Origin of the sequence: Trinickia sp., from assembly GCF_051953955.1 — a bacterium.
GTDB lineage: Bacteria > Pseudomonadota > Gammaproteobacteria > Burkholderiales > Burkholderiaceae > Trinickia.
Window position 1 is genome coordinate 90,289 of sequence record NZ_JBQCIF010000079.1, and the last position, 25,569, is coordinate 115,857.

19 protein-coding genes are annotated in these 25,569 nt (G+C 63.5%); 7 read left to right on the forward strand and 12 right to left on the reverse strand.

Annotation, left to right across the window (positions count from 1 at the left end; all coding sequences use genetic code 11):
* Positions 1-31 precede the first annotated feature (31 nt).
* Together ACTHNZ_RS15020 and ACTHNZ_RS15025 are read left to right on the forward strand one after the other, a co-directional pair.
* Positions 32-3,808 carry a hypothetical protein gene (locus ACTHNZ_RS15020; RefSeq protein WP_440543304.1) on the forward strand — a complete coding sequence of 1,259 codons (3,777 nt, stop codon included), beginning with the start codon at positions 32-34 and terminating at the stop codon, positions 3,806-3,808.
* Entirely contained in the window at positions 3,805-5,043 is a 1,239-nt protein-coding gene (locus ACTHNZ_RS15025) for a hypothetical protein (protein WP_440543305.1), read from the forward strand. Before ACTHNZ_RS15020 ends, ACTHNZ_RS15025 begins: the two co-directional genes overlap by 4 nt.
* Positions 5,044-5,195: 152 nt before the next feature.
* Here the strand turns inward: ACTHNZ_RS15025 and ACTHNZ_RS15030 are convergent, their stop codons facing one another.
* The 6 genes from ACTHNZ_RS15030 to pcaH form a co-directional block, all read right to left on the reverse strand.
* Entirely contained in the window at positions 5,196-8,282 is a 3,087-nt protein-coding gene (locus tag ACTHNZ_RS15030; protein ID WP_440543306.1) for an autotransporter family protein, read from the reverse strand.
* Positions 8,283-8,781: 499 nt separating this feature from the next.
* Positions 8,782-9,555, reverse strand: a complete 774-nt coding sequence (pcaD, locus tag ACTHNZ_RS15035; protein ID WP_440543307.1) for a 3-oxoadipate enol-lactonase — start codon at positions 9,553-9,555, stop codon at positions 8,782-8,784.
* A 17-nt stretch (positions 9,556-9,572) separates the two neighbouring features.
* A complete protein-coding gene (locus tag ACTHNZ_RS15040; protein WP_440543308.1) occupies positions 9,573-10,211 on the reverse strand; it encodes a 3-oxoacid CoA-transferase subunit B in 639 nt (212 codons plus the stop codon).
* Between the two features lie 9 nt (positions 10,212-10,220).
* Positions 10,221-10,910, reverse strand: coding sequence for a 3-oxoacid CoA-transferase subunit A (locus ACTHNZ_RS15045; RefSeq protein WP_440543309.1), 690 nt, complete (start codon positions 10,908-10,910; stop codon positions 10,221-10,223).
* Between the two features lie 175 nt (positions 10,911-11,085).
* Positions 11,086-11,754 (reverse strand): protocatechuate 3,4-dioxygenase subunit alpha, encoded by a 669-nt coding sequence (gene pcaG, locus ACTHNZ_RS15050; RefSeq protein ID WP_440543310.1) that lies wholly within the window; start codon positions 11,752-11,754, stop codon positions 11,086-11,088.
* A 1-nt stretch (position 11,755) separates the two neighbouring features.
* Positions 11,756-12,502 carry a protocatechuate 3,4-dioxygenase subunit beta gene (pcaH, locus tag ACTHNZ_RS15055; RefSeq protein ID WP_440543389.1) on the reverse strand — a complete coding sequence of 249 codons (747 nt, stop codon included), beginning with the start codon at positions 12,500-12,502 and terminating at the stop codon, positions 11,756-11,758.
* A 152-nt stretch (positions 12,503-12,654) separates the two neighbouring features.
* On the opposite strand from pcaH, the gene ACTHNZ_RS15060 reads away from it, so the two are divergent.
* The 3 genes from ACTHNZ_RS15060 to pcaC all read left to right on the forward strand — a co-directional run bounded on the left by ACTHNZ_RS15060 (position 12,655) and on the right by pcaC (position 15,673).
* Entirely contained in the window at positions 12,655-13,617 is a 963-nt protein-coding gene (locus ACTHNZ_RS15060; protein ID WP_440543311.1) for a LysR substrate-binding domain-containing protein, read from the forward strand.
* A gap of 258 nt (positions 13,618-13,875) precedes the next feature.
* Entirely contained in the window at positions 13,876-15,237 is a 1,362-nt protein-coding gene (locus tag ACTHNZ_RS15065; RefSeq protein ID WP_440543312.1) for a 3-carboxy-cis,cis-muconate cycloisomerase, read from the forward strand.
* A gap of 49 nt (positions 15,238-15,286) precedes the next feature.
* Entirely contained in the window at positions 15,287-15,673 is a 387-nt protein-coding gene (gene pcaC / locus ACTHNZ_RS15070) for a 4-carboxymuconolactone decarboxylase (protein ID WP_440543313.1), read from the forward strand.
* 27 nt (positions 15,674-15,700) lie between these two features.
* Here pcaC and ACTHNZ_RS15075 read toward each other — a convergent pair whose 3' ends face one another.
* The 3 genes from ACTHNZ_RS15075 to ACTHNZ_RS15085 form a co-directional block, all read right to left on the reverse strand.
* Positions 15,701-16,480, reverse strand: a complete 780-nt coding sequence (locus ACTHNZ_RS15075) for a GntR family transcriptional regulator (protein WP_440543314.1) — start codon at positions 16,478-16,480, stop codon at positions 15,701-15,703.
* A 117-nt stretch (positions 16,481-16,597) separates the two neighbouring features.
* Positions 16,598-17,542, reverse strand: a complete 945-nt coding sequence (locus ACTHNZ_RS15080) for a PDR/VanB family oxidoreductase (RefSeq protein WP_440543315.1) — start codon at positions 17,540-17,542, stop codon at positions 16,598-16,600.
* 8 nt (positions 17,543-17,550) lie between these two features.
* Entirely contained in the window at positions 17,551-18,606 is a 1,056-nt protein-coding gene (locus ACTHNZ_RS15085) for an aromatic ring-hydroxylating dioxygenase subunit alpha (protein ID WP_440543317.1), read from the reverse strand.
* A 461-nt stretch (positions 18,607-19,067) separates the two neighbouring features.
* Between ACTHNZ_RS15085 and ACTHNZ_RS15090 the strand changes: the two genes are divergently transcribed.
* Positions 19,068-20,549: a benzaldehyde dehydrogenase gene (locus tag ACTHNZ_RS15090; protein ID WP_440543318.1), complete on the forward strand. Its 1,482-nt coding sequence runs from the start codon at positions 19,068-19,070 to the stop codon at positions 20,547-20,549.
* 105 nt (positions 20,550-20,654) lie between these two features.
* On the forward strand, positions 20,655-21,755 hold the full coding sequence (locus tag ACTHNZ_RS15095) for an NAD(P)-dependent alcohol dehydrogenase (protein ID WP_440543319.1): 1,101 nt from the start codon (positions 20,655-20,657) through the stop codon (positions 21,753-21,755).
* A gap of 96 nt (positions 21,756-21,851) precedes the next feature.
* On the opposite strand, the gene ACTHNZ_RS15100 is transcribed toward ACTHNZ_RS15095, so the two are convergent.
* The 3 genes from ACTHNZ_RS15100 to ACTHNZ_RS15110 form a co-directional block, all read right to left on the reverse strand.
* Positions 21,852-22,625, reverse strand: coding sequence for an SDR family NAD(P)-dependent oxidoreductase (locus ACTHNZ_RS15100; protein WP_440543320.1), 774 nt, complete (start codon positions 22,623-22,625; stop codon positions 21,852-21,854).
* Between the two features lie 37 nt (positions 22,626-22,662).
* Positions 22,663-23,571, reverse strand: a complete 909-nt coding sequence (locus ACTHNZ_RS15105) for an amidohydrolase family protein (protein WP_440543321.1) — start codon at positions 23,569-23,571, stop codon at positions 22,663-22,665.
* 74 nt (positions 23,572-23,645) lie between these two features.
* A complete protein-coding gene (locus tag ACTHNZ_RS15110; RefSeq protein WP_440543322.1) occupies positions 23,646-25,502 on the reverse strand; it encodes a feruloyl-CoA synthase in 1,857 nt (618 codons plus the stop codon).
* Between the last annotated feature and the right edge of the window lie 67 nt (positions 25,503-25,569).

A 25,569-nucleotide genomic window follows, 5' to 3' on the forward strand; every position in this document is an offset into this window, starting at 1 on the left:
GGCCGGCACAGTCTTCACGCTCGCCGTTCGCGTGACGAACGATGACGGAAGCCCGGCAGCGTTCATCCCCTTGCAATGGGCAGCGTTCCGGCAGGAGCCTGTCATCGAGCGCCGCTCTCCCGTCACCGATAGCGATGGCATCGCCACCGTCGAAGTGATCGCCTCGCCACAGCCGCACGCCAAGCCCGAGCCCATCTTCGTCCAAACCCCCGATGGCAGAACCCATCTGGTCGGCACCGTGCGCTGCCGCTCCGAGCACGCCGTCATGTTCTGCCCCGCCTCGCCCGAACGAGCGGCACCGCCGCCCACATGCGGGCATATCGCAGCGCCCGACGAGGCCATATCGGGCGGCGCACCCTATCGCCTCACGATCGGCTACCCGGCTCCGAACAGCATCCTGCCGGCCGATTCGGAAGTGCTCGTCTACGCGCAACTGCTCGATAACAGCGGAACCGGCATATCCGGCGCAAAGATCGAGGTGAATACGTCCACCTCTCGAAGCGGATCTCGAATCGAATATTCGCCATTGCCCATCACCACTCGTGCCGACGGCTGGGCGATATTCTGGGTGCGCTGCCGCGGCCTTGCCGAAAAAGCCCCGGACGAACTGACCGGCACGCTCACCGTCAGCTGCGCGCAATACTCATGTTCCGATACGAAACCGCTGACTTTCGATACCACAGCCGGCGGCCCAGGGTACTACTCGCTTTCGCTTACGCGCCTCGAGGAAGATACGCCGCGGCTTGCGGGCGTGACGTATTGGCGTCGCGACGGTTCCCCCGGCAAATATATGCCGATGTCGGTGTATGCCTCGCGTTCCTCCGGCGAGTCGACAGGGTCGGCGACCACCAGCCCCCGAACTACATTTGCGGACGATTTCGGCGAGGCGCTGTCGTATGTCACGGCAACGGCCCCCGCCGGCTCGCAAGTCGTCATCTATGCCAACGCTGCGGGCGCGGACACCTGGCATTCCGATCCGTACCAAATAGCGAGTGGATCCTACGCAAAGTCGGCCACCCATTATCTGAATCCGCCGTCCAGCGCAGAGCCATTCCGCAGCGGTGTCGTGCAACAGCTCACCTTGGAGGCGCCCAACAACGTCTCCACGAACCAGGTCTCTTGGGAGCGAGAGCCTCGCTACGCGCCAGTGAAGCTGATGCCCTTGGGCTCGATGACCGCCGGAAAAGCCAAGGCCGAGATGACGGGCACCAGCACTCGGACAGCGTACTGCGCGGGCATTACCGGGACCTACTACTCGCCACAGGATGGCGCTTGGCATATGTGCGCCACCGCCTACTGTTTCTACAGCGGCAGTGCGCCTCCGCTTGATACGCTGCGCGGCAGGATCAGCATGTCGATCCCGGACGGCGAGAATCTTTCGATGAAAGATTGGCATACGGTCGACGTGACGATCACCCAGTATGACGGATCGACGCCATGGTCGAACCGCGTTGTCAACTGGACCGCCGATGTGCTGTCGAGCACCTATAAGGACTCCCTGTTCGAGCTGCCCTATCCCAGCACGACGGATCGCAACGGCAAATGCAGCGTGCGAATCCGGGCCAACAGCGATCGCTCCTTTTGGGCCAACATCTGGGCAACCTCTCCCAACCCTCTATCCGGGTTGCCCGACAGAGTGCTCGGCAAGGCGTTTTTCAACAGCGGCATCCAGCCAATCGGCGACCCAGGGGTCATCACGATCACTTCGTTGGATCCGTTGCCGTTGACGCCCTACGTTCCGCACTCGCTGACAGCGAGTTACACGCATGCCAACAGCGGCCATGCTTTCCAGCACAAGAAAATAATTTGGTCCGCCTTCCCGTCAGGTCAGTTCGAATTCAGCGACAACCCGTCCGTCACCGATTCAAACGGCAATACTTCGGTCACGATCACGGCCGTCGGCGATGATTACCTAGGCCCCGTCACCGTCTATGCGAGGGCCTACAACGACAGCACTGAACTTTTAGACATCGGCAACCTCGCCTCGCTCAGCTTTCAGTACGGCATGCCCCCACCGAACACCGCGCATATCGCATTGCGCCCCGTGGATGGCGATTTGATCTCCGATCCGCTCCTGCATCTGGTCGAGGCAACCTATCGATTGAACGAAGGCGCCGCTCTCGCCGAGCAGCCGATTCAGTGGACGGTCGAACCGGCCGGTAGCATCGCACTGCAGACGAACGGCCCGACCATGACCGATGAAAATGGCGTGGCCGTGAATGCATTCAGTTGCGAGCCAGGAGCGTTCGTGATCGCTACCGTGACGGCGCGCGCCATCAACCCGTACACCCTCCAGCCCGATACGAGCACGATGCTGGTGGCCATTAAAGACGGCCGCCTCGTTGCCGTGGAATCGCAGGGAAACGTCTCCTTGGCGCCACCGACCGTGCCGGCTTATCAGGAGGGCGTCTCCTACCCCCTGCGGGCCACCTATCAGCAGCCCGACGGATTGCCCTTTCCGGAGCGGGACATCTACTGGGCAGTCTATCCGCAAGACCGGTTCAACTTCCTGTGGCGCAACCCGACGAAGACGGATCTCAACGGCGACTCGACGAACGACATCACCTGTACGACCGGCAGCGACGTTGCGGCCCTCGTCTCCGCGAGTTCGCCGAACTATTTCACCGGAAGCTACGATTTCGCCCAAAGATCGATGCGATTCGTCGATCCGATCAACGTGCCCAGTCTGCGGGGCATCATGCTCGACAAGCCCTTTGCGCATAATCCTCCGATCCTATCGGGGGTCGATCCCAGCAATCCCGATCAGGTGGTTACCGGCCAAATCCTGTTGAGCGGCCGCGACCGTACCGGAAAAGACGTGCTGATATGGACCGATCCCGATGGCGCCGACATCGCGATGTACGGCCAAGACAATCTGCCGCTGAAGACGCAAAGCACCACGCAAGGCACAGCGTTCGTCGCGAAGACGGATTCCGGCGGTGTCGCGACGTTCAAAGCCGGTTCGATGAACCTTCAACTCCTTTCGCTACAGGCCACCTACGGCACGCCCTCGGGGGGCACCTTCTCGACGCATAGCGCACAAGTGAGCATCGCCCCCTCCGATGACAGCCTCGCGCAGTCAAACTTGCCGGAGGTTCAGCTCAACGGCGTATTCAATCCCATGCCGAGCGATACGCCAACCTTCCAAGCGCATATTTCGGACGCCTGGGACATCGTCTCCGGCACCGATCTGGTTTCGGTCATTCTGAACGGCGTAGTCGTCTATTACGGCCCCGCCAGCCAGTTCTTCGAGGGCGTCGATATCGCCTACGCGCTCTTGCGCACCAGCAATGCGATTTGCTATCTGAGACAGCGCGGAACGAGCACCATCGAGCGAACCAGGAAGGTGTTCCGAGCCTACGGCACGGCCCAGACGGGCCCGCGTATGGGCGTTTCTCGGACGCTTCCCGCTCCGGGCATCATCGGGTCGACTCCGATCGGACCCAAGGACATCGTGGCCGGCCTCGGCGTCATGATTCCTCCATACAAGAACGTCACCCCCGGCGACGTCATCAGCCTCTTCGTCTATCTGTCCGGGAAGTATTCGTTGACGGCACGCCCGATCAACAACATCGCCACGCTGTCCTACACGGTCACGGCCGGCGATGCGCTCATGCGGGGCAAGCCGATGAAGCTCGTTTTGCCGCAAGTCCATATCGCCGGTTATGGCGCGCCGGGGACCTTGCAGGCCGACTACCGCGTAACCAGCGCCTCCGGCCCGATGTCGCAATGGTCGCTCGGAACGGCTCCGATCAAGCTCGACACTACCCTGGAAGCTCGACACCCTGTGATGAGAGAACGAAAATGACCAACAAAATTATCAGTTTGGCCTACGATAAAAATTTCGTCGACAATACGATCGGCAATCCCTCCGCATTGGACCCGACCACCATGCCTTGCATCAAATTTACGGCACGAGTGATCGATACGACCACCGGCTTACCGCCCACGAAGCAAGTGCAAGTCACATGGACTGCCACGCGGCAGGCCGTTTACTATTTCGACACGAATGGCGACCCTCTTGGCAGCGAGGCCATTGAAACGTACACGGATATCAATAGTGGCGTAGCGGAGGTCTATACCACCTGCGCTTCTCCGGCATTCCCCACGATTCTCGCAGAGCCGGAAAACGACCTCGACGAAAAAAACAACCTTGAAGGACCCATCACCAAATCCGTCGTTTTCTGCACCATCCAAGACAATCCGTCATCAGATTATACGGCCCCATATTTCAAAGATGAGCCCGTGACGATGGACGACGAACAGGTTTACTCCCTGACCGCGCGTGTAGACAAGGCGAAATCCAGTACATATGACGACAACACCATCGTAGCCTGGATGGCCACCCGCGACCAAGACAATAGCGTAGTGAATCGGTATTTGCTCACGAACTCGTCAGAAAAATATAGAACCCTATACACACACGGGTTCGAGGTCCCCTACGGATACATGCGCACGGATGATGTAGGAGGAGACAACGTGATGCAGTACTTGGTTTGCGACCAAAACGGAAACGCGACCCTTTCTCGCCTGGGAGAGTTCACGGCCATTGGCACCGCTTACGCGATGCCGGACCCGAAGAGGATACGCGACCCAAACTATCCGCATCTCATTTATCTCAACGCAAACGGCGAAGAACAAGATGTCACAGAGCTGACCAATGATAGTTTTTACAAGGTAAATGGCAGTTTCGCCATTCAATTCCAAATTCCATCTCACGACTACATCGATGTCGACATCGACGCACCGGCAAGTGATGCAATCGGCACCTCAGCAATCAATGACGATGACGTGCTAGATATTTATATGTACCTCAATGGTTACACGGCCGATGACAATCAGCTACCGATTTCGAAAGTCGTGTATCTCGGAAATCATCGGTTTGGGGACATTGAAAATGGCATACTTACCATCCCCAGGAGCTTATTGGGTGTTTATGCCGCAAACGCCGAACACGACCCGGGTAGCGTGTTGATTACATATCAAGTGAATGACCTTGCGTGGTCTCCGGACACGGAATGGCCGACTACTTTCACCGGATGACGGCGGATATCTAAACCGGGGCCCCGTCAGCATCCAGGCGAGGGCCTACGACGACAGCACTGAACTGCTGCACGATGCGATCCGTCGATCCGGCCACGGCGGCATCGACATAGCGTACGCGCTCTCGCTCGACGCGCCCCTCTGGCAATGCATTACCAAACGACTCGCACGCCGCCCGTGACACGCCAACTCCGACGAAGAAGCCCGGCGATGCTCGTGAGGTAAGAGACGTTGGCCCACAGGCCGACGCGCTGTGTCAGCGGCGTCACGAGGCCCGCCGTGACTTCGGCCGTGGTCGCGTTGGAACCGCCAGAGGACAGGGGCGTCTGCGCAAAAATCGTCTTGTCCGTCCCAAGGAATTCCTGCCACAGATTGGTCGTCACATAGGGCTTGAAAACCGTACGCCCAACGGAGAAAGATCCGGCAAGCTTGACCCCGATGCGTGCCCAGAATGCGTCCGGGGTTTCGTACGAGATGCTCGAAAAGCGATCTTGACTGCCGCTCAAGCCGATATGCTGCCAGACGAGTTGCGCCTGCGGCTCGAGCGTCAGTGTTTCGCCCAGCGGCAGCGGATATCCCCCCTCCAGCGACAACGTGATGCCATAGCCGCTGATGTTCGCACCAATGCCTCGATTCGAGGAGGGCGTCCCGTCGTATTTCGTGCCCATCAGCACCGCGTCGGTATACCAGCCCGACCGATGCCGATGCGTCCAGTTGACGCCGAGCGAATAGGCGCTGAGGTTCATCTTGCCCGCATCGTAGCCCTGCTCGCCGAGCGCGAAGCCACTGACCTCCCCGAGGCTCTGCCCATAGGCGAAGAAAGCGCCGATGCGATCCTGACTACCGTTTGCATGCTCAAGGCGGAAAAAATCCATCCCCGTCTGCAAACCGGTGGTAAAGCCGTCGTAATCCGGCGACAACGGCCCACCGAGCGCGACATTCGTGTTCTGCCGGATCAGGCGCCCCCACGCGCTGGGCCGCCCGGTATCGCCGAACAGCAAGCCCTCGTTGCCGACTCGCTCGTCGAATGTGCCCAGCATCGCCATGTTGAGCCGACGCGCCACCCCCGGCATGGCCGTGAAGATCGGCACCTCGGGGCGGTACGTCGGTGTCGGCGTGGGCGTCCCTTGCGGGTCGATCGACGACAAGTACCAACTGTTGGCTTTGTCCGGGTCGCTCACTCCCCACGCCGATCCGCGATAGAGCAGATATTCGTACGGGCCAGCCGCTGCGGGAGCGCCGAGCGCGAAACTTTGCGTGCCGGTCGTGCCGCCCTGCGCGACGACAACTGGGATCGCCTGGTCCAGCGTGCGCGTCTCCTCCCCGTTCCCGCCCACCGTCGTCACGAACACGCTCGTGTGCCCGCTGACGTTCCCGCCATCGATGACCAGGCGATCGACGTGCGAAGCGCCGCTGCTGTCCGTGAAGATCCCCTTGAGCGCCAGCGCGCTGCCGCTCTCGCCTTTGTAGTCACCGGTGATAGTCAACGCCTGGCCGGGCGTGCTCGAGTTACCGGGCGCCACCACGCCGAAATTGTCGACCTTTCCGAAAATGGTGCCGCTCCCGCCCAAGGTGCCCGCCGCAGCCACGGTGACGGGCGAAGCGATGCTCCCGTCCACGGCCAGCGTGCTGCCGGCAATCGTAGTGGCACCCGCGTAGGTATTGGCCGCGGTCAGGTCGAGCGTGCCCGCGCCCGTCTTGGTGAAGCCCCCGGCGCCGGCAATCACGCTCGAAACGCTCGCGTCGAACCCATTCGTATCAAATGTGCCGCCACCTCCCGCCAGCGTAATGGGACTCGAGAAAGCGAGATCATTGACCCCGGCTTGGACGGTGCCGCCGTCAAAGGAAAGCGCCTCGAGGCCGGACGGATTGGCGGTGACTGTCCACGTGCTCGCATCGTGCAACGCAACATCGATGCCCGAGTTGCCCACGGTCGTGCCAGCCCAATGCGCCGTTCCCGCAAGCCCGGCCTGTGCCGACGCCCCACCTTCCACGGCCAAGTCGCCTCTCCATGACGTACTGCCGTCGAGGTTCATCGTCAACGCCTTGGCGCCATTGGCGGTAGGCGCTTCAGCCAGCGCGTTGCCGGTCAGGATCGAATCGGTGGCGTTGAACGTCAAGCTTCCCGCACCCGGGTTCGTGGACGTCGACGGTGACCGGCCAACGGCGATAAGGGAGCCGGAGGCAGCGCTGTCGAAAGGCGTGAGAACAGAACCGCCCTTCACGTTGATGGTGGCGTTCGCCCCCTCGACTCTGATCACCGATCCCGACGAGCCCATCGTGACCGAGCTGTTATCCATCGAAACCGTCGTAGGCGCTGCGCCGGAATCCGACTGCAGGAGAAAGCCGTAGGCTGCGCCACCGCCGATAGTCTGAAAATTCACCGTCGTGTCGGTGAGCGTGAATTGTCCCGTGCCATCGCTTCCAGCTCCGCTGACCACGAAAACAGCCGCCCGGGAGGAAGGGCCGCTGGTGTTTTTCGCAACGTTGACGTACATCGCATTCAGCGTGGCCGTGGAGCCCTGCGCCAAGTTGAAGATGCCGAGCGTGGGACTGTCGGGGGCCGTCCCTTCTATCGTCCCGCCGCCGTTGAAAGCGATGTGGGAGGGACCGTTGCTGGCGTCGCCCGTGCCGATGTACACGCCCCCTAACGCGGCCGAAATGTCAGCGATGTCGACAGGACCATTGAACGCAATCGTGCCGCCCTTGCTACCCAATATCCACTCGCTGATCGACCCCGTGCCGGTAAATTCCATCGTCGTCGTGCCACTGAGCGTAAGATTGCCGCCCTGGGCACTGACCGCAGCCACGCCTTGTTGTCCCTCGACGAGCGTGAGATCCGTTCCGGAAAGTATCCCGCCGATGCCCGTCGAAACACCGATCTTCCCGATGATCTGTCCCCCGCCGGGCAGGGAAATGATGCCTCCGTTGCGAGCGAGAAATCCGATCCCGCCAGTGGCACTGTTTGCGATCAGACTGAGCGGCTGCCCCGCCACATTGAACCAACCGTCGCCTGGATTGCCGGCAAAATAACAAGGGCTGGCGGCACAAACTGGCGTAGGAAAAGTGATCTGTTGATTTGACGCAAGAGCCGATTCGCTAAGGCACCAAGCGGCAATGGGAATGAGCCGCCAGAACGGAGCAGCAATTCGATGCCACCGCCTCGACGAATGAAAATCTTTTTGGACAAAGAAAAGCGGTTGCCTGGCAACAAGCAGGCTCTTGCATTCATGCTTCATCTTTTCTGTCTCTCGCACGTAAAGTCAGATTTCTGGATTTCCATTGCGATCGTTGCGATTCGCGGGCGTCCTGAGAGAAACGGAGCAAGGCATTCGCCATCCACCGTCATTGGGGATACGAGCGCGCTAAATTTCTCCGCGATTTTTCCTAAATCGCAGCGCTTTCGCACTCAGGGCTGTACTCATCCGCAATTTCAAGGCGAGAGATCGCCTCGCCGACTCGCGATATTCGATATTCGCCTCACCGGAGACGAATGCAATTCGAATGGATATTTATTGGCTTATATAGTCCGCTTGCGCTTTTAACTTTGCAAGCGTTCGGAAGCAGCATACGGTCCTTCTGATGACCTAATGCCCGAGATTTCCCAACTGTTTGGAATTTGGCGTCGATAGCGCCATAGGCGCGTCGCCCGTCAACGACAGGGCGGCCACCCGAGCGCTTTGCAGTGCGCGTGCTGACGCACGCGGCATGAATCGTGATTGCGAGTAGGTGCGGGGCTCAGCGTTGCACCGGGCCCGTTTCCGAAAGGAATGCTAGAACGGCCGCGTTGAATGCATCCGCCGCCTCGATGTTGGACAGATGCGAAGCCTCCAGCGTCACCCGATGCGCGCCAGCTACGCGTTCGGCGATGAATCGCGCATCGTCCACCGTCGTCACCGGATCGCATCGGCCGGCGACGACGAGCGTCGGCACGGCGATCCGATCGATCTCACCGCGCAAATCGGCCAAAGCCAACGCATCGCAACAACCCGCATAGCCCTGCGCCGACGTCGCGCGCAAGCCATCCGTCAAACGTTGCACGATGCCGGGCTCGCGCGCGACGAAATCCGCAGTGAACCACCGCCCCGCCGCCCCGGCGGCCACGTCGGCCATGCCATGGGCCCGCACGAGCGCCGCGCGCTCGCGCCAGCCCTCGAGCGTTCCGACACGCGCCGCGGTATTGGCCACGATCAATCGATCGATGCGCTCGCTCGCATATCGGCCGAGCCACTGCCCTGTCAGCCCCCCCATCGAGATCCCGCAAAAGTGCGCGCGCTCGATTTGCAATGCGTCCAATAAGGCAATGACGTCGCGGCCCAGCTCATCGAGCGTATAGGCGCCGAGCGGAACGAACGAACCGCCATGTCCGCGCGTATCGTAACGAAGGACGCGATAGTGCTTCGACAGCGCATCGACTTGCGGCGCCCACATATCGAGCGTCGTGCCGAGCGAATTGGAAAGCACAAGGACAGGAGCGCCCTCGGGTCCGGTCATCGTGTAGTTCAGATCCATGGATTCACGCTCCTCGCTCAGGCAGGTAGCAAGGGTACCGGCGTCAGTTCCTGCAATGCGTCGAACGTCAGCCCTTCAACGATATCGGTCACGACGAGGCCACGCTGCGTCACGTCGATCACGGCCATGTCCGTATAAATGCGATCGACGCATTCGATGCCCGTCAGCGGATAGCTGCATGCCTCAACGAGCTTGCACTCTCCCGTCTTCGTCAAATGATCCATCATGACGAACACTTGCTTGGCGCCGATCGCCAAATCCATGGCGCCGCCGACAGCCGGTATCGCATCGGCCGCGCCCGTGTGCCAGTTCGCGAGATCGCCCTTGCGCGACACTTGAAACGCGCCGAGCACGCAGATGTCGAGGTGCCCGCCACGCATCATCGCGAACGAATCGCCATGATGAAAGAATGCGCCGCCCTCGAGCAGCGTCACAGGCTCTTTGCCCGCATTGATCAACTCGGGATCTTCTTCGCCGGGCGCCGGTGCCGGCCCCATCCCGAGCAAGCCGTTCTCGCTATGAAGAAAAATTTCCCTTTCGGCCGGCAAATAATTGGCGACCTTCGTCGGCAAGCCGATGCCGAGATTGACGTAGGCGCCTTCGGGAATGTCGCGGGCGACACGTTGGGCGATCTGATCGCGCGTCCATTTGTTCATCGAAAGCTCCTAGGCGACCCGTGCGTTTGCGCTTACTTGGGGAACGGCAACGACGCGTTGCGTAAAAATCCCCGGCGTGACGATCGTTTCCGGATCGAGCGCGCCGAGCGGCACGATCTCGGACACCTGCGCAATGGTCGTCGTCGCGGCCATCGCCATGATCGGGCCGAAGTTGCGCGCTGCCTTCCGATACACGAGATTGCCCCAGCGATCGCCGCGGTGCGCTTTGATCAGCGCGAACTCGGCCTTGATCGGGTATTCGAGCACGTACGGCTTGCCGTCGATCACGCGTGTCTCCTTGCCCTCGGCAAGACGCGTTCCGTAACCGGTCGGCGTGAAGACCGCGCCGAGTCCGGCACCGGCCGCCTGAATCCGCAACGCGAGATTGCCCTGCGGCACGAGTTCGAGTTCGATCTCGCCGGCGCGGAACAAGCCGTCGAACACTTGCGAATCGGCCTGGCGCGGAAACGAGCAAATGATCTTGCGCACGCGCCGCGCCTTCAGCAGCGCGGCAAGGCCGATCTCGCCGTTGCCGGCGTTGTTGTTCACGATGGTCAGATCGCGCGCGCCTTGTTCGATCAGTGCATCGATGAGCTCCGCCGGCTGCCCGGCCGAGCCGAAGCCGCCGATCATGACGGTGGCGCCGTCGGATATGCCGGACACGGCGGCTTCGAGCGAAGAAACGGTTTTGTCGATCATCGGTGGATGCGCTAGCGATAGCGCGTTCCTCTTCGGGTTGCTGAACGGTTGCAGAACAATGTAGTGCGGCACCCGCGGACGGTCAATGGCGATTATCGAAAATCAGTGCGATTATCGAACAACTTTCCCGTTCGCCCGCCGCCCTGCCCTGATGCCCCCGATCGCCGTCCGTCGCTCAGATGTCGAAGAACACCGTCTCGCGGCCGCCGTCGGGCGTGTCCTGCAAGCGGATGTCGAGCGAGTAGACGGGCACGCCGCCGCGCTCGGTGCGCGGCGCGATCATCGTTCGACGCCGCACTTCCCACTCGATTCCGGCCAAGACCGGATCGCGCAGGTTGGCCTCGGGCTCGTCGCCGAAATAAAGCCGCGTATGCAACCCGACGTTGATGCCGCGCGCGAACAGCACGAGGCAAACGTGCGGCGCTTGCAGCACGCCGGCAGGCCCCGGCACGCGGCCCGGCTTGATCGTGTCGAAGCGGAACACGCCCGTTTCGAAATCGGCGCCCGCGCGCCCCCAGCCGCGAAACGACGGGTCGATCGGCAGGTCGCGGCTATCGCCGGGATGCGCGTATTTGCCGTCGGCGTTGGCTTGCCAGATCTCGACGAGCACGTCGCGCACGAGCGTGCCCGAGCCGTCGAACACGCGGCCCTCGATCGCGATGCGTTCGCCCCGCGTCTGCGCGTTGGCAAGCTCATGGCCGAAATTGTTTTCGAAGATGTCGAAGCCGGCCTGCTTCGGCGCAAGGCCGATATGCACGTAGGGGCCGCCCGTCTGCGAAGCGGTTTCTGGCAGCCGCACGGGGCCGAACGCTGCAACCGGAGAAAAAATCGCGCGATTCGTCATGTCATTTGTCTCCAGGCTTCGTCGGCTCGAAATAAGTCATGCGCCGGCCGCGCAGCGTGATGTCGAAGCGGTAGCAGCGGCTATCGAGCGCGATGTTGTTGCCGGGGTCCTGCAGGGCGATCAATCCACGCACCTGCTCCTCGCTCGGCAGCGTCTTGATGATCGGGCATTGGGCGATGAGCGGATCGCCCTCGAAATACATCTGCGTGATGAGCCGCTGCGCCCATCCGTCGCCGCTCAGCGAATAATGGATGTGCGACGGCCGCCAATCGTTGATCCGATTGCGCCAAGGATAGGGGCCGGGCTTGATCGTTCGATAGACGTAGTAGCCGTTTTCATCGGTCAGCATGCGTCCGCAGCCGCCGAAGTTCGGATCGATCGGGGCGATGTACTTGTCGTTGTGGTGCCGGTAGCGGCCGCCCGCGTTCGCTTGCCACACCTCGACGAGCGCATTCGGCACGGGGCGTCCGAACTCGTCGCGCACGTAGCCGTGCACGACGATACGCTCCCCGATCGGCAAGCCGTCCTTCGCGAAGTTCAGGATGAGGTCGTTGTCGAGCGGTCCCAATTCGTCTGCGCTGAACACCGGCCCCGTCCGTTCCGACAACGTGTTCAACGTCGAAATGAGCGCGTTGCGCGGCGAGCGCAGCACGCTCGTCTTGTAGCCCGGCGTGTAGGCCGGCGGATGCATGGCCGTCTCGCGCTGGGCGAAATCGCCATAGATGCGGCCGGAACCGGCCGTCGGCATGTCTGACATGATCGATGCGCTCCTCCAAGAATAAATAGGTTCGGCACTGCAAGGGCGGTTCATGCAAGGGCCGATGTTGTCAGCGACCACTCTATGGTGCACGGGCGCGCGCGTAAATTGACTTCTGTTCCGCCGTTCCATAACCTGCGGTAATGGAAACCCGAATCAGCTTTCGCCACGTCAGTTGTTTTCTCGCGGTCGCGCGGGAGCGTCATCTCGGCCGTGCCGCGCAGCAGTTGAATCTGACTCAGCCCGCCGTTTCGAAAACGCTCGCCGAGCTCGAATCGCTCGCGAACGTCCGTCTCGTCGAACGCGGTCGGCACGGCGCCCGCTTGACGCCCGCCGGCGAGCACTTCCTGCGCTATGCGGTCGGCGTCGAACACGCCATGGAATCGGCTGCGGGCGCTTTGCAAGGCAGCGTCGCGCCTCCGGTCCAGATACTCGCGCTCGGCGCGCTGCCCACGGTGGCGAGCGGCGTCTTGCCCGATGCGCTGCTGCGGCTGCGCGAGCGTGAGCCGCAAACGGGCGTGCGCCTCCATACCGCGACGAATCAAGCGCTGCTTTCCGCGCTGAAGGCCGGGCATCTCGATTGCGTGGTCGGCCGCATGGCGGACCCTTCGGCCATGCAGGGCCTCTCGTTCGAGCTGCTCTACGCCGAGCCGCTCGTCATGGCCGTGCAGCCGCGCCATCCGTTGCTCGGCGCGCCCCCCGTCTCGCCGCAGGCGGTGCTCGCGCACCCGCTCGTCGTCGCGCCCGCAGGGACGGTGCCGCGGCTTCATACCGATGCCTTCTTCGATGCGCACGCGCTGCGCGTGCCGGGCAACTGCACGGAAACGCTATCCGTGTCCGTCGCCCGCTTGCTGACGCGCCGCTCCAACGCGATCTGGATCACGCCCGAGTTCGCGGCGCGCGACGACCTCACCCGCGGCGAGCTCGCTCGGTTGCCGCTGCAGATGGCGAACGCGGAGGAGCCCGTGGGGCTCCTGCGACGCAGCGCGGGCGAACCTTCGGCGCAGGTCGAGGCACTGGCCGAGATTTTGCGTGAGTTGACGCATGCCGACCTATGGCACGCGCAACCGAACGCGCGCTCGACTAGCCGGCGGCGGCCCCGCTGAAGCAGCGCATCGCACCGGCCGACGACCGAAGATCCGCACCCGACGCGGGGCGCCCGCACGGCACGATGCGGGACATGGCGTGTATGACATTCGCGTTGACCGCCGACGATGGCTCAATGATGCGTGTGCACGGGCCATCGCGCGCTTGACCCGTGCCCCGGCCTGCGCATACGATCTACGTCGATGCGTTCGATATTCACGCTCTTGTGCGATTATCGAACAACATCGCTTTCCCTCTCCTCTTCGAAGCTCGCACTCATGTTCGCGTATGAAGGACGACTCAACGACCGGCTGACCTCGACCGATGCGATGCTCGCCGTCTTCGCGCCGACGTCCATGGTGCAGCGGATGCTCGACGTCGAAGCGGCGCTCGCGCGCGCGCTGGCGGCTGCCGGTGTCATTCCGGCCGATGCGGTGGCGCCCATAGAGGCGGCATGCCGGGCAGATCGGCTCGATGCCGAAGCGCTAACAGCCGCGGCAGCGAGCGCCGGCAATCTGGCCATCCCGCTCGTCAAGCAGTTGACGGCGCGTGTCGCAGAGCACGCCGCCGACGCCGCCAAATACGTGCATTGGGGCGCGACGAGCCAAGACATCATCGACAGCGGGATGGTGCTTCAACTGCGCGACGCGCTGGATCAAATCGCTGCAGGTGTCGATGCGCTTTGCGACGTGCTGGCGCGCCAGGCAGAGGCCTACCGCGATACGCCCATGATCGGGCGCACGTGGCTGCAGCAAGCCCTGCCGATTACGCTGGGGCTGAAATTCGCGCAATGGCTCGACGCGCTCGAGCGGCATCGCACGCGGATCGCCCAACTGCGCACGCGTGCCCTGGCCTTGCAGTTCGGCGGGGCCGCAGGCACGCTCGCCAGCCTCGGCGATGCGGCGCCCGCGGTCGCGCGAGCGCTCGCGAGCGACCTATCGCTACCGCTGCCGAGCGTCCCCTGGCACACGCAGCGCGACCGCGTGACCGAAGCCGCGACCGTGCTGGGCTTATTGACGGGCACGCTCGGCAAGATCGCGCGCGACGTCTCGCTGCAGATGCAAACCGAAGTCGGCGAATTGGCCGAGCCGTCCGCATCGGGTAAAGGCGGCTCGTCGACGATGCCGCACAAGCGCAATCCCGTCGGCTGCGCCGCCGCGTTGACGGCCGCGGCTCGCGTGCCCGGACTCGTCGCGACGATGCTTTCCGCGATGGTGCAGGAGCATGAGCGCGCGCTCGGCGGCTGGCAGGCCGAATGGGAGACGCTGCCCGACATCGCGCGGCTGTGCGCGGGCGCGCTCGCGAACATCACCGAAATCGCGGCCGGGCTCGATGTCGATACTACAAGGCTCGCCGAAAATCTCGGGATGACGCGCGGCTTGATCCTCGGCGAAGCAGTGATGCTCGCGCTTGGCGCATCCATCGGGCGCCTGCGGGCGCACGAACTCGTCGAACATGCGGCGCGCGAAGCAGTAGCCAGCGGTCGCGCCTTGCGCGAAGTGCTCGGCGACGATCCCGACGTTACGCGCGTGCTCAGCAACGAGCAACTCGACGGGCTCTTCGATCCCGCCCGTTACAGCGGCCAGGCACGGCAGTTCGTCGATGCGGTCCTAGAGGGCTATCGCGCGGCGCGCTCGTGAGCTTGCGCTCATCCGAATCTGAATTGACCGGTGACTAGGAAACGAGAGAATGACAGACGACGAACGTTATGAAGCAGGCATGCAGGTGCGCCGCGCGGTGCTCGGCGACACACACGTCGACCGCTCGCTCGCGAATCGCACGGCGCTGACGGAAGAGTTCCAGGGTTTCATCACGCGCTATGCGTGGGGCGAGATTTGGACGCGCGAAGGCTTGCCGCGTCACACGCGCAGCCTGCTGACCATCGCGATGATGGTGGCGCTCAACCGCGGCGAGGAATTGGCGCTGCATTTACGCGCGGCAAAAAACAACGGCGTCACGCGCGACGAAATCAAGGAAGTGCTGCTCCAGACTGCCATTTATTGCGGCGTGCCGGCGGCCAATTCGGCTTTCCATCTCGCCGATCGGATTTTCCGGGAGGAAGACGCGCAGCCGTAGGGCCCCGCCGTCGTCTAGCACAGCACCTCAATCGGGCGCTGCTTCCTCGCGAATCAGCTTGGCGCCGAACAGACGCGAGCGGGCGGCCTGGTTCGTCAACGCGTTTTCCAAGTTGCGATGCGCGATCCGCGCGTGCTCGCGCATCAGCGCTTCGGCGCGCGCGCCTTCGCGGCGCTCGATCGCATCGAGTACCGATCGATGCTGCGCCTGCGCCACGACGAGTACCTGATAGGCGTCGCGTGCCACGGACTGCACCTCGACGAACCCGCTCGGCGAGGCGAACGGCAACGCCATGACCTTGGCGAGCTGCCTTTCGACGACACCGCTGTTGCAAGCCGACGCGAGCAAACGGTGAAACCGCTCGTTGAGCTCGACGTAGCGCGAAAACTTCGCCTCGCCCATCTTCGGCGCGGCCAGCAGCGCATCGATTTCGGCGACGCATGCGTGCAGCTCGGCCATCAGTGCGCGGTTCACGCCTCGCTCGGCGGCGAGCCGCGCAGCCATCCCCTCGAGCGTGCCGCGCAACTCGATCGCATCGTAGATTTCCGTGCTGCTGAACGAGCGCACCGCATAGCCACCCGACGGCACGGCGTCGAGCAACCCCTCGTCCTGCAGCCGCATCAGCGCCGCGCGCACGGGCGTGCGCGACATGCCCAGGCGGTCCACGGCCCATAGTTCGGTGATGCGCGCGCCGGGCGCCAATTCGCCTGCGAGAATCAGCTCTCGCAGCCCCAATTGCGCCTTGACCGTTTGCGACGCGCCTGACGATGCGCCGGGATCGCCCGATGTTCCGTCGTATGACTCCATTCCCATCCTCGTGCAAATCCTTCAACGCTTGCTCGAGCGGCCCCCCTTCATCACTCGCGCCGAGAACGAAGGGAGGCTAGCGCGCAAGGCGGCGTTGCCTTTAGGCCAGCACGGACGTCAAAGGTCCAGCACCAGCATGGGCGACTTCGACCGGGAGCAACACGGCAAGAACCGATCGTTGGCGGATTTCTCTTCGTCGAGCAAGTAGACGTCGCGATGATCGGGCTCGCCCGACAACACGCGCGTCAAACAGGTGCCGCACACGCCCTGCTCGCAAGAAGTGGGCACCTCGACGCCCGCTTGCGCGAGCGCGGCTATCACCGTCACGTCGGGCGCGACGTCGATCACACGGCCCGTGCTCGACAGCTTCACCTGAAACGCCCCCGCGCCGCCTTGCGCCGGGGCCGCCGCAAAGAACTCGCGATGCACGTTCGCATCGTCCCAGCCGGCCGCCTTGGCGGCTTCCATCGCCGCAGCGATGAAGCCCGACGGACCGCATACATAGAGATGCGTATCGCGGCTAGCCCGCGCGAGCAGTGCGTCGAGTTGCAATCGCCCGCCGTCCTGCGCATCGTCGAAGTATAGATGAACGCTTTGCGCAAACCGAGCGTCGGCCAGCCGGTCGCGAAACGCGGTGCGCGCCGCGCTGCGCGTGCAATAGTGCATCTCGAACGACGCCCCCGCACAACTGAGCGTCTCGGCCATCGACATGATCGGCGTCACGCCGATCCCGCCCGCGAGCAGCAGCGAGTGACGTGCCTCCCCGTGCAGCGGAAAATGATTCTTCGGCTCGCTGATCTCGAGCAGGCCGCCCGCTTCCAGCGCGTGCATCGCGATCGACCCGCCTCGCGAATTCGCATCGCGCAGAACCGCGATGACGTAGCGATGCGTATCGAGCGGGTCGTTGCAGAGCGAATACTGCCGGACGAGCCCATTGGGAAGCGTGACGTCGATGTGGGCGCCGGCGCTGAACGCGGGCAGCGGTGCGCCGTCCGGGTGCACGAGCTCGAACGCGAAAATATCGGTGGCCGCGGCAAATTTGCGTGAGATTCTGACTTGCATGATCGATCTCACGGCGCAGCGGACACGGCGCCGACAGGCAGTTGGCTCTGCGCAATCAAGCGCTCGAGCACGCGGCGCGACTGCACGCCGCCGGCGTCGATGTTCAGTTTCAGGAGATTGCGTTCGGGATAGTCGAGCAAGTTGCGCTGCTGGGCCTCGAGCATAGCCAGGTCTTCCGAAAAGATTTTGCCTTGTCCCTCGCGGATTCGCGCCGTGAGTTCGTGATCGTCGGGGCGGAAATTGCGCGCCATCCCCCAGAAATACCAGATCGACGTCTCGGTCTCGGGCGTGATGAAGTCGACGACGATGCTCGACGCCTTGTAGCGCGGATCGGCGTGATAGCCGCCGTGGCCTGCGTGTGCGACGCCGACCTCGATCATGACGTGGCTCGGCGGGGTGAAGCGGCAGATCTGCCAGCGATCGCAGGGAACGTCGTCCGCCAGTCCGTTGCCGCGCAGCGCCGCTGCCCAAAACGGCGGCGGCATGATGTTTTCCATGAAGCGGCTCGTCACGACGGTGTCGCCCTCGACTTTCGTCTGCGGCGCGGACTCTTCGATCTCGGCCTGGCCGATGCTCGACGCATGGACGTACGTCTCGTGCGTGAGGTCCATCAGATTGTCGATCATGAGCCGGTAATCGCACGCGATGTGATAGAGCCCGCCGCCATACGCCCATTCCGGGTGATCGGCCCATTCGAGCGGATGGATTTTGTCGGGATCGGCAAGCGCTGCATCGCCGGGCCAAACCCAGATGAAGCCGTACCGTTCGACAGCGGGAAAACGGCGCGTGGCCGGAAAGCCGCCTACGCGCTGGCAAGGCATGGACGCGCACTTGCCGGCGGCATCGACCGTCAAGCCGTGATACCCGCAAACCAATTGGCCGTCACGCACGAACCCGAGCGACAGCGGCGCGCCGCGATGCGGGCAAAAATCCTCGAGCGCCGTCACGGCGCCATCCGGCCCGCGAAAAAAGACCATGCGCTCGTTGCAAATGCGTCGTCCCAGCGGCTTGCCCGCGATCTCGTCGGGCGTGCAGGCCACATACCATGCGTTCTTCAAGAACATCGGCATCCTCCTCATTGTATACAAATCAGATCGTGGATTTGTAGCGTGACGGATACTCGCACCGTCGATCCGTGCATTTTCAGCGCAAAATACGGTGTATTTTGCAAATTCAATCACCGCAAACGAAGCCGCGTCCCGACCTGAATGCATTAGATTGTATACATCGATCCACGGAATGCCAGCTCCGTGACGAGAAGATTCGGGTAAACGACTACGACCGAAAAACGCGGCCGGCTTCCGTTCTCGCCATCCGCCGCGCGTATCGCCCCATGCCGGAGCCCTCCCGACGAAATCGATAGTCGACATATTTGTTATGTGCTATAACTTTCTGCGGCAGCGTAGCGACGACCTACACCGCAGCGTCGGCATCGGCATGCACCACGCCCGCATGAAGCGCACGGGAAAAAAATGCGGCCTTGCTCGCAGCAACCCAAACGATTTCAAACACGGAGACATCGGATATGGCTGACACTCCTCGCAATCCGCTCATCGACCACGACGCTTGGACGGGCCGCCTGTTCGGAGGGACGGACGGAAGCTGGTATAGCGCCGGCGAGACGCGCGACGTCATCGAGCCCGCGACGGGCAACCGGCTCACGAACGTCGGCCTCGCGCGTACGGCCGACGTCGCGCGCGCCGCTCGAGCCGCCGCCGCCGCCCAGCCGGCATGGGCGGCGCTCCCACCGCGCGACCGTGCCGCGATCATGCGACGCGCGGCGGCTGCGCTCGAGCATCATCTCGAAGAAGCTGCACGCTACATCGCGCGAGAAACGGGCGGCATCCCAGCCAAGGCCCAACTCGAGGTGGCCGAAGCCGCCACGCAGCTCCATATCGCCGCGGGACTGCCGCTGCAGCCGCAGGGCGTCGTGCTGCCGTCCGTCGCGGGACGCACGAGCTATGCACGGCGCGTGCCGCATGGCGTCGTCGGCGTCATTTCGCCGTTCAACTTCCCGCTGATTCTGTCGATGCGCTCCGTCGCCCCGGCGCTCGCTTTGGGTAACGCCGTCGTACTCAAGCCCGATCCGCAAACACCCGTGAGCGGCGGTTTCCTGATCGCCCGCGCGTTCGAGGAAGCGGGCCTGCCGCCCGGCGTCCTGCAAGTCGTGCCCGGCGATGCCGATGCGGGCGCCGCCGTCGTCGAGGCGCTCGAAGTCCGAATGATCGCCTTCACGGGTTCCACGGCCGCGGGCCGCAAGGTCGGCGAGCTGGCCGGCCGCTTGCTCAAGAAGGTCTCGCTCGAACTGGGCGGCAAAAACACGCTGATCGTGCTCGACGATGCCGATCTCGATCTCGCCGCGAGCAATGCCGCCTTCGGCGCATTCTTCCATCAAGGACAAATTTGCATGGCGACGGGCCGCATCGTCGCGCATCGCAAGATCGCCGCGGAGCTCACGCGGCGCCTAGTCGAAAAGGCCAATACGCTGCCGATCGGCGATCCGGCCAGCGGCATGGTGGCACTCGGGCCGCTCATCAACGCACGGCAATTGCAGAACGTCGATTCGATCGTGCGCGCATCGGTCGAAGCCGGCGCCGTGCTCGAAGCCGGCGGCACCCACGAGCGACTCTTCTACAAGCCGACCGTGCTCTCGAATGTCCGGCCCGGCATGCGCGCGTTCGACGAAGAGATTTTCGGCCCGGTGGCCGTCGTGACGCCCTTCGACACCGACGATGAAGCCGTCGAGCTTGCTAACCGCACCGAGTACGGCTTGTCCTGCGCCGTGATCGGAACGTCCCTGTCTCGCGCGACGGCGATCGGCGAACGGCTCAAGTGCGGGCTGCTACACATCAACGGCCAGACGGTGGCCGACGAATGCGTGAACCCGTTCGGCGGCCGCGGCGATTCAGGCAACGGCGGCAGCATGGGCGGGCCGGCCGACCCGGACGAATACACGCAATGGCAATGGGTGACGGTGAAGGGCGCGGCGGAGCGCACGCCGTTCTGAGTCTTGGCCTTGAGGCGTGTCGCCTTCGGCGGAACGGCAGCAGCGCCGGCCGCCCGTCAAGTGCTCACACTCGTCCCCTGTCTTATATGGAATCGGAGACAAGCAATGAAAATCAAAGCCGCTGTGGTCCGCGAGAAGGGCGGCCCGCTTTCGATAGAAACGCTCGACCTCGAAGAGCCGCGCGACGATGAAATCCTCGTTCGCGTGGTCGCAACGGGCGTCTGCCATACCGACGTCGTCGTGCGCGACGGCTTGCTGCCGACGCCGCATCCCGTCGTGCTCGGCCACGAAGGCGCCGGCATCGTCGAGCGCGTGGGGCGCAACGTGCGCAAGGTCGCGGCGGGCGATGCCGTCGTCATGACCTATGATTCATGCGGAGGCTGCCCTGCGTGCGCGGCGCACGCTCAAAGCTATTGCCACGCATTCTTCCCGCGCAATTTCTTCGGGACCCGCACCGACGGCACGCGTGCACTCTCGAAAGACGGCGAGCCGATCCACGGCAACTTTTTCGGTCAGTCGTCGTTCGCCACGCACGCGTTGTGTCATGAGCGCAACGTCGTCAAAGTGTCCGCCGATGCCCCGCTCGAACTGCTCGGTCCGCTCGCCTGCGGCGTGCAGACGGGTGCCGGCGCCGTCATGAATGCGCTGCGTGTGCCGGCGGGTGCTTCGTTCGCCGTCTTCGGCAGCGGCTCGGTCGGGTTATCGGCCATCATGGCCGCACGCGTGGCCGGGGCAACGACGATCGTCGCAATCGACCTGCACGATGCCCGGCTCGATTTCGCGCGCAGCGTCGGCGCAACGCATACGTTGAATCCGTCGCGCGACGACGTCGTCGGGGCGTTGACGGCATTGACGGGCTACGGCGTCGACTACACGCTCGATACCACGGGCAACGCCAAAGTGATACGGCAAGCCGCCGACAGCCTCGCTCCGCGCGGCACGTGCGGCATCCTCGGTGCGTCGGCGCCCGGCACCGAGATCGCGCTCGACGCGGTGCATTTCATGAGCGGCGGCCGGCGCGTGATGGGCATCGTCGAAGGCGAATCGACGCCCGATACGTTCATCCCCACGCTTATCCGCTTGCACGAGCTCGGCATGTTCCCGTTCGATCGCATGGTCAAGTTCTATACGCTCGATCAGATCAACGAAGCGATCGCCGATTCGCTCGAGGGTAGGACGATCAAGCCGATCGTCCGGATGGCGTGATCCAACGAAACCAATGAAACATCCGCCGCGCGATGCACGATCGCGCGGCGGATGTTCTACGTCATCGCTTTCTCCTCTCGCGTCAGCGCCTTCGCTTCAGCGCGGGGCCATCCTCAATGCGCCGTCGAGCCGAATGACTTCGCCATTGAGCGCCGTATTGCCGACGATGTGCAGAGCAAGATCCGCGAATTCCTCGGGCTTGCCGAGCCGCTTCGGAAACGGAATCGACTGCGCGAGCGACTGCTGGGTTTCCTCGGGCAACGCGTAGAGCAGCGGCGTGAGAAAGAGCCCCGGTGCAATCGTCACGACGCGCACGCCGAATTGCGCCAGATCCCGTGCCAGCGGCAACGTCAGCGAAACGAGGCCGCCCTTCGACGCCGCATAGGCCGCCTGCCCGATCTGGCCGTCATAGGCCGCGATCGACGCGGTGCAGACGATCACGCCGCGTTCGCCGTCGGCCAGCGGCTCGGTGCGTGTCATGCGCGCCGCCGCGAGCCGGATGACGTTGAACGTGCCGAGCAGATTGACATTGACGATGCGCGCGAAGTCTTCCTGCGCCATCGCATTGCCGTCGCGGCCCACGAGCCGCTTCGCGCCCCCGATACCGGCGCAGTTGACGAGAACCCGCGCGACACCATGCGCGAGCTCACCCGCATCGAGTGCGGCCGCAACCGACGCCGCATCGGTGATATCGCAGCGAGCCGCCAACGCCGCATCCCGCCCGAACTCTTCCACGAGCGCATGCAATGCGGCTTCGTTGACGTCGAGCAGCGTGACGCGCGCGCCCGCCGCGACCAGTGCGCGCGCCGTCTGTGCGCCGAGCCCCGATGCCGCGCCCGTGACGAGCGCAGCTTGGCCTTTTGCTTCCATCGATTTTCCCCTTTTTGAGCTTGGATCGACCGGCGAATCAAGCGGCCGGCGCGGACGACACACCCGACCCCGTGCCCAGGCCCAGCAGCTTCACCGCGTTGTCCTTCAGCAGCAGCGGATGCACCTCAGGCTTGAATCCCGCCTTCTGAAAGTCTTCGAGCCAGCGATCCGGGCGGATCAACGGAAAGTCCGAAGCGAACAGCATCCTTTCTTTCAACAGCGTATTCGCATACTGGACCAGCTGAGGCGGGAAGTACTTCGGCGACCATCCCGACAAGTCGATATACACGTTCGGCTTGTGCAGACAGATCGAGAGCGCCTCGTCCTGCCAGGGCCAAGAGGGATGTGCAATGACGACCTTCATATCGGGGAAATCAGCCGCCACGTCGTCCAGATGGATCGGCTCCGAGTATTTGAGGCGCAAGCCGCCCCCGCCGGGCATGCCGCTGCCGATGCCCGAATGCCCGCTATGGAAGACAGCCGGCAACCCGTATTCGGCGATCACCTCGTAAAGCGGATACGCCATGCGGTCGTTCGCGTAGAAGCCTTGCACGGTCGGATGAAACTTGAAACCGCGCACGCCGCACTCTTCGATGAGCCGCCTCGCCTCGCGCGCGCCCATCTTGCCTTTGTGCGGATCGATGCTCGCGAAGGCGATCATGATGTCCCGGTTGTTCGCGGCGAACTCGGCGATTTCCTCGTTCGGAATCCGCCGGCGCCCCATCTGGCTTTCCGCATCGACCGTGAACATGACGAAGCCGATCTTGCGCTCGCGGTAGTACTCGATCGTCTCGGGAATCGTCGGGCGCCGCCCCTGGCGCAGCACGGTGCCGAAATACTTGTCGGCGGCATCGTCGAATTCCTTGCCGAACAGGTCGGGCGGCTGACAGCACGACACTTCAGCATGTACGTGCGTATCGATCGCGATCAAATTGTCGATGTCCATACGCTTGCTTCCTTGGTTAGTTTCCCAAATGGACGGACGGCCTAAGGCAAATCCAATCCATGTTGCGCTGCTGCTTAGCGTCGCGGCAGCCATATCCGCATGGTCGCAGCGCCGCGATGTAGCGCGTCGACCACGGCCGCGCGCTGCGTCAGGACGGCACGCTGATTGATCGAACCTTTGTCCGTGATTTCGCCGGTCGCGAGCGAAGGCGGCGGATCGAGCAATGCCGCGCGCGCCACGCGATTCGCACTGCCAGTGCCTTCGGCATAGAGCGTGTCGAGCATCTGCTGAAACGCTTCGATCACGCGTGCATCGGCAAAGATCTGCGCGGCATCGGCTTGCGGCAAGTTTGCCAGCGCCCGGCACGCCGACATATTCGGCACGATCAATACGCCGACCTCGTCCCGGTCTTGGCCTGTGACGACCGCATCGGCCACATAGGGACTGCCCGCGGCGATCACGCGTTGCCGCAACGGACCGACGCTGACCCACGTACCGGTGTTCAGCTTGAAATCTTCAGCCACGCGGCCGTCGAAGACGAACCCGCGGTTCGGATTCGACGGATCGAGCCAGCGCACCGCATCGCCCGAGCGGAAAAACCCTTCCTCGTCGAATGCGTCGCGAGTCTGCTCGGGTGCGCGCCAGTACCCCGGCGTCACGTTCGGGCCGCGGTAACGCACTTCCAACTTGCGGCTCGCACCCTCCCCGATCGGCACGAGCTTCAGCTCGATGCCGGGCAGCGGCACGCCGATCTGGCCCGCGCTCACCTCGGTTTCCGTGATCATCAGCGCGGACGGCGCCGTCTCGGTCATGCCGAGCCCCGTGTTCATCACGATCCGTTCGCCGCAGTGCGCCACCGCGCTGGCATGCAGCCGATCCCAGACGGGCTGCTCGAGCGCCGCGCCCGCGTAGAACTGCATGCGCAACCTCGCATAGAAACGCTCGCGCAGCGCGGCATCGGCCTCGAGCGCGCGTGCGATTTCCTCCCAGCCCTTCGGCACATTGAAATAGACCGTCGGCGAGATCTCGCGCAAGTTCGCGAGCGTCGTCGCGATACCGTCGGCCGTGGGCTTACCGTCGTCGAGATACAGCGTGCCCCCATGAAACAGCGTGAGCCCGAAGTTCTGATTGCCGCCGAACGTGTGGTGCCAAGGAAGCCAATCGAGGAAAACAGGCGGTGCTTCCGCAAGGAATGGCCACGCGGCCGTCTCCATCGCGAGATTGCTGGACCACATGCGGTTCGTGTTGACGACACCCTTCGGCATCTTCGTCGAACCGGACGTGAAAAGGAATTTCACGATCGTCTCGCCGCTCGTCGTCGCGCGCGCTCGGTCGATCGCGGCCGTCGCCGGGGTCTCGAGCAGCGCTGCGAGCGTCGTGCATGGACGCCCCGCCGGCGCACCTTCGGCGACCGCGATCTCGACGTCTGCCGGCACGGCCGCGGCGATCGCCGCGGCAAAGCGCATCCCGTCGTCCGCGAAAACGAGCCCCGGCGTGACGAGCGAAATGATGTGATGCAGCTTGCCGAAGCTCTTGTCGAGCAGCGAATAAGCGGGCGAGATCGGCGCATACGGCACGCCCGCGCATAGGCAGCCCAGTGCCACCAGGGCATGCTCGATCGAGTTGCCCGACAAAATCGCCACCGGCCGCTCGGCGTCGAGCCCCCGGGCGAGCAGCGCCTCGCCGATGCCGCGCGCGGCCGCAGCCGCCCGAGCGTAGGTCAAGTGCTGCCACTGCCCATCCGCACCGCGGCGAGCGATGAACGTGCGATCGGGAGCAGCGGCCGCGTGCTCGAACAGCCGATCGATCACGCGCTCGGGATAGGCGGTAAGCGGCGTGGTCGACCGCACGCGCAAGACGCCGTCGCGGCTTTCCGTCACTTCGAGCGGGCCGACGCCGAACTGCACGCGCCGATAAGGGTGAGTTGTCATCGAATGTCTCCTTCCATTCCGTTCGCGACTACGATTCTTCCGATCGTCCGTCGAGCAGGTCTTGTTT